We start from the raw sequence: 4,483 nt of genomic DNA, 5'->3' as shown, positions 1-4,483 counted from the left end.
GCTTTCGAAATTTAGGATTATATATTCGATGGAAAAGCGATTTCAAACGAATCAAAAAATGGTATAAACTGTAGATATCTTACGTTTAGGGTGGTCGGAAAATGGACTTTATTTATGAAGATGAAACGCCGGCAGCAGAAGCCGTCCAGGCGATCCGCACTGGCGATATCGCATTATTGAAACGGCTTCTTGCTGAAAATCCGGGGCTGGCTACGGCAAGAATAATCGGCAGAGACACTCGTAACGAGAGCAAAAGCAGCGAAACGTCTCGCACGCTGTTGCATGTAGCGACAGACTGGCCCGGTCACTTCCCGAGCGGTGCGCAGACCGTAGCCATCCTCGTCGAGTCCGGTGCGGATGTGAACGCTCGGTTCGCCGGGCCGCACACCGAGACACCGCTTCATTGGGCGGCAAGCTGCGATGATATCGAAGTCCTTGACGCTCTTCTTGATGCCGGTGCCGATATCGAGGCCCCCGGTGCCGTGATCGCCGGAGGCACGCCGCTGGACGATGCGGTCGCTTTTGCACAATGGCGAGCGGCGCATCGATTGGTTGAGCGCGGAGCGCAGATGGCGGTCTGGCATGCGGCCGCGCTAGGGAAAATGGACGCCATAGAGGCCCACTTCGCCGGTTCCGCGCTTTCGAGACGGTACCCTTGGGGAGCATCGAGCGCTTCGCCTCCTGACGAAGTTACGGTTTCCTTCTGGTGTGCTTGCCACGGCGGACAGAGGACCACTGCCGAGTACCTTCTCGAACGGGGAGCCGATCTGAACTGGATTTCGGTATGGGACGGGCTGGCTCCCCTGGATGTCGCGCAACGCAGTGCCGCCGCCGATCTGGTACAGTGGCTGCGTCTTCAGGGCGCCCGATCCGCCAGCGAGCTGAGATGATCAGGAATCGTTGGCGAATATGCCATTGGAGGAAGTGGGAGAGCTGGCTTGAGAAAAGCGGATTTTATCGGTGCGGACTTAAGAGTTGCTGATTTATCAGGTGCAAATTTGACCGGATGTATTTTTCTTACTCAAGCTCAGGTTAACTCGGCTAAAGGCGATAAAGATACGAAATACCTCGTTACGTAGAAGTTCCTGCTCATTGGTTAAAAAAATCAAGAAAACAGACCTTGCCGGCATACTATGGAAGATTAGATGAACGACCTCGTGACAAAGTATATATAGAATTGGGGTGCGAACTGAAAATAATCTAACGCACTAAAGGATTATCGGAATCAACGAGTTTTTGAAATAAACAACTCCATAATTTCCTGTAAAGTCTGCTCACCGATTCATTTAAGACCGTAAATATTTTATCATGTAATCCTCTATCTGATCGGCCCCATTAAAGATAGGCTTTCCATGACAAATTTCCACCCTTGCAGGCCGGAGGCGGCCAACGATGGAACTGTTTCTAACCGTTTCTTCAATATTTTCAGTAAAGAGCGGGGGACGCAACTTTCCATTCTTGGACGAGAACAAGTCTCCGGCCAGCAGTACCTGGTCATCCTTGTGAAAAAATACAACGTGCCCGGGGGAATGGCCTGGCGTATGAAAAGGCACTAAGCCGCCTATGGCTTGCAATTGTCCGCGCTCATCCTCGCCAAGCGGTTGAACGGCCCCTTTTTGCACATAATCAACCGGTTTTTTACCTTGTCGGTAGGGAAGTTCTCCTTCCATATAAGGAATTTCGACGCTGTGAGCATATGTCGGAACCGGATTCGACTGCAAAATGCGTTTAAGGCCGCCAATGTGATCGGGATGACCATGCGTCAGGACAATTCGCAGCAACGGTCCGGCCTGCAGTCGCTCGATGGCCTTCACTATTCCTTTCGCCATCATCGCCACCCCAGTGTCCACCAGCGTGATCCCGTTCTTCTCCTTTACCAGCCAAACGTGAATCGGAATGATCAGCCATAACTTTATGCTCCATATATGCTCAGATATTTGTGTGACTTTCACTTCGATCATCCCCCTTCTGCAATTTTTGTTTCAAGCCGATGAGCAAGACTATCCCGATATGTGCTTACGATTCCATACAGCATATAGAAGTAAATTCGGCTGGACATCATTTCATGAAGTCTGGATTTCGGAGACGCCCCGTACTGTGCGGATATGATGTCAAAACGCTTCTTTAATTCTAAAAGAGGCCTCATTTGTTTCTTCGTTATACGACACATTCGATTTGTCCGAAGAACGCTTCAACCGTCCCGTCGGGGAGGACCAGCTCGACGGGAATATGCTCAGGGCCTCTTACGGCGATTCGGAACTGCCCATTATCGAGACTCCAGTCGACATGAACCGGCCCATGCTTCGTTGCCACCGCCCCTTTCGCCCAAGTTAACGGACCCGGATAAGGTTGAACCCTGATCCGCTTATATCCCGGTTCCGCGGGCTTCACGCCCAAGATGTTCCCGGCGAATTCGGCAAGAGGAACCGCGCTCCACGCATGGCAGTCGCTTCGCGGCGTCTTGTGAAACACTTCAGGCAGCGTCGTCATATTCAATCCGATAATGCTGCGCCAACGATCCCAAAGCCCGAAGGAAGCCTTATACATCCCCAGCCACTCCAATGCGCGAAACAGATGATAGGTCATCGGGATCGAGAGTACTACCGCAGCTTCTCCACCTCAAACCGGCTGCGCGCCTGCTCGCGCCGCTCGATCTCCCGCACAAGATCGTAGACGCGCGTTCGCATCTCATAAGAAGCGGCCGAGCACATTGTCGAATTCCGACAGATGAAGCAGCTTGCGGCTGCGGATGGCTTGCTGCTCGCCCATCCGTTCGATTTCCTTGCGGAACACTTGCAGCGGCCGATAGATGGAGCGCCATACGACAAAAGCAAGCAGCAAACCAAGCGCCAGCGCAAACAGCACAATCATTACAAATTTGTAAAACCAATATCGTCCGTTGTCAAATACGTGCTGATTTTATTGGATATTTCCATGTCCAGCGCAATTTGTTGGGAAGCGAAATTCATATTTTTGAATATGTTGTCGATGCCGATCAAATCCTTTTTCACATTTTCCTGAATGGCGTTCTTGAGCGTATTCTGCAGGAAAGAATGGAACGAGGAATACGAGATAATGCCTAACAAGGCAAGCGGAGCGATAGAACTGAGCAGCAGAATGACGATCATTCTCCCCTTCAGCGTCCTCCATAAAGCGGATTTGTTCCAGATCGTCATCATTCAGCGACCGCCCCGTCCAGAATGTTCTGATGCCTGGAGTTCTTCCATACTCATCTTGCTTGCACCGGCCTTTCGGCTATTTTTTGAGAAAGCCCTTTCATATGCAAACGAGCGGGCGCGGCCGTTCGTTCCGATATTTGCTCCGACCAAGAACGGTTCGAATTCGAAGCAGATGCCGTTTGTCCGGCAAAAACAAAAAGCCCTCCTGTATGCTGGGTCGCGGACATTCACCGCCCTAATGAAGAGGAGGACGCTCACTATGAAGTTTACTCAATCGATCAAGCAAAATCAACGAATTTCGAAATTTTCTGAAACGTGGGAATGACAGACGGCGAACCACACGATTTGTCCGAGTGCCGCTTCCAAGCCGGCAATCAGACTGAGCGTACCATGACGGATGTATTCGAACTCTCGTCGTTCCACCAGCCCTGGTTTCATCTACAACGTGGGATGGAGCCGCTCCAGCGCCTGAATGCCTGTCATTTCATCCAGCGAAACGACGTGAACGCCGCGCGAATGCAGCAGCGGAGCCATGTCATACAGCCGACTGATCTCCTGCGTTTTCCGAGCAAAGAGGGCCGGATCCTGCGGCTTGGCATTCAGTCGGCCTTTCGAGCGGTGAGGACGCAAATCCGTCTCATGGAATCGGGAAAAAAACCTGATGGAACAGGATTTATGCGGTTTAGGGTTCTTTCCTTTTCCTCTATCCCCCTCCTCCCTGCAATACAAAATAGCCGAGGAAAGACAGGAGTGGATACCTGCTTCTCGCTCGGCTCGTAGGCAAACATTTTATACTTTAGGCAGACTTTTTAGGCTATAAGTGAACTTTAATCGCTTTTTATAATCCTTATTTTTCCAAATCCACATGTGTTGAGTTGGGAACAGGAACATGAATCATTCCTTTCGTGCATCCTCCAATTTTCTATGGACCTCCTATGCGCACAATGACAAATTTTGATATAATACTGGTGTACAACAGACTTGGGTGGGAAAGTATCACCTCCAGAACGGGGGTGATGCTCATGCAATTTTCGTTGACTGAAGTGATTATGCTCGGCATGTTCTTGCTGGCGTTGCTCACTTTCACGCATAAACGAAAATAACCCGCCCAGGTTAACGGCCAAGGGAACGGGTTATTTTCTCTGATTCTTTGGAGGTTTCCCACCCAAAATGTTGTGCGGGGAGTCGGACGGCCATCCGGCTCCTTACTTCTATCCTAATCATATCATGACTGTTTCATTCATGCAATTTACCTTTGCCATCTTTGACGTGTGCTCGAAAATAATCAACCTGAATTTCGAAAG

5 protein-coding genes and 1 pseudogene are annotated in these 4,483 nt (G+C 50.3%); 2 read left to right on the top strand and 4 right to left on the bottom strand.

Annotated features, from left to right (window positions below; all coding sequences use genetic code 11):
• The first annotated feature begins 101 nt into the window (after window positions 1–101).
• Both ABEV74_RS14650 and ABEV74_RS14645 read left to right on the top strand, forming a co-directional pair.
• Complete coding sequence (locus ABEV74_RS14650; RefSeq protein ID WP_430146936.1) at window positions 102–890, top strand: ankyrin repeat domain-containing protein; 789 nt, start codon at window positions 102–104, stop codon at window positions 888–890.
• Between the two features lie 42 nt (window positions 891–932).
• Window positions 933–1,096 (top strand): annotated as a pseudogene (locus ABEV74_RS14645) (pentapeptide repeat-containing protein); the annotation flags it as partial.
• A gap of 190 nt (window positions 1,097–1,286) precedes the next feature.
• Here ABEV74_RS14645 and ABEV74_RS14640 read toward each other — a convergent pair.
• The 4 genes from ABEV74_RS14640 to ABEV74_RS14625 all read right to left on the bottom strand — a co-directional run bounded on the left by ABEV74_RS14640 (window position 1,287) and on the right by ABEV74_RS14625 (window position 3,179).
• Window positions 1,287–1,961: an MBL fold metallo-hydrolase gene (locus tag ABEV74_RS14640; RefSeq protein WP_430146934.1), complete on the bottom strand. Its 675-nt coding sequence runs from the start codon at window positions 1,959–1,961 to the stop codon at window positions 1,287–1,289.
• Window positions 1,962–2,157: 196 nt separating this feature from the next.
• Window positions 2,158–2,547 (bottom strand): alpha-L-rhamnosidase C-terminal domain-containing protein, encoded by a 390-nt coding sequence (locus tag ABEV74_RS14635; RefSeq protein ID WP_430146932.1) that lies wholly within the window; start codon window positions 2,545–2,547, stop codon window positions 2,158–2,160.
• Between the two features lie 141 nt (window positions 2,548–2,688).
• On the bottom strand, window positions 2,689–2,871 hold the full coding sequence (locus ABEV74_RS14630) for a hypothetical protein (RefSeq protein WP_430146930.1): 183 nt from the start codon (window positions 2,869–2,871) through the stop codon (window positions 2,689–2,691).
• Window positions 2,871–3,179 carry a hypothetical protein gene (locus ABEV74_RS14625; protein WP_430146928.1) on the bottom strand — a complete coding sequence of 103 codons (309 nt, stop codon included), beginning with the start codon at window positions 3,177–3,179 and terminating at the stop codon, window positions 2,871–2,873. The genes ABEV74_RS14630 and ABEV74_RS14625 overlap by 1 nt, the downstream gene beginning before the upstream one ends.
• Between the last annotated feature and the right edge of the window lie 1,304 nt (window positions 3,180–4,483).

Origin of the sequence: Paenibacillus cisolokensis, assembly GCF_050481165.1 — a bacterium.
Taxonomy (GTDB): Bacteria; Bacillota; Bacilli; order Paenibacillales; family Paenibacillaceae; genus Paenibacillus_AH; species Paenibacillus_AH cisolokensis.
Note: the sequence above shows the minus strand (reverse complement) of the source record. Positions and strands in the feature narration are given on the sequence as shown.

What these genes read in the sequence shown, in the direction of transcription:
- ABEV74_RS14650 (WP_430146936.1), top strand. Translation starts at nt 102, where the DNA reads ATGGACTTTATTTATGAAGATGAAACGCCGGCAGCAGAAGCCGTCCAG.
- ABEV74_RS14640 (WP_430146934.1), bottom strand. Translation starts at nt 1,961, where the DNA reads ATGATCGAAGTGAAAGTCACACAAATATCTGAGCATATATGGAGCATA.
- ABEV74_RS14635 (WP_430146932.1), bottom strand. Translation starts at nt 2,547, where the DNA reads ATGTATAAGGCTTCCTTCGGGCTTTGGGATCGTTGGCGCAGCATTATC.
- ABEV74_RS14630 (WP_430146930.1), bottom strand. Translation starts at nt 2,871, where the DNA reads ATGATTGTGCTGTTTGCGCTGGCGCTTGGTTTGCTGCTTGCTTTTGTC.
- ABEV74_RS14625 (WP_430146928.1), bottom strand. Translation starts at nt 3,179, where the DNA reads ATGATGACGATCTGGAACAAATCCGCTTTATGGAGGACGCTGAAGGGG.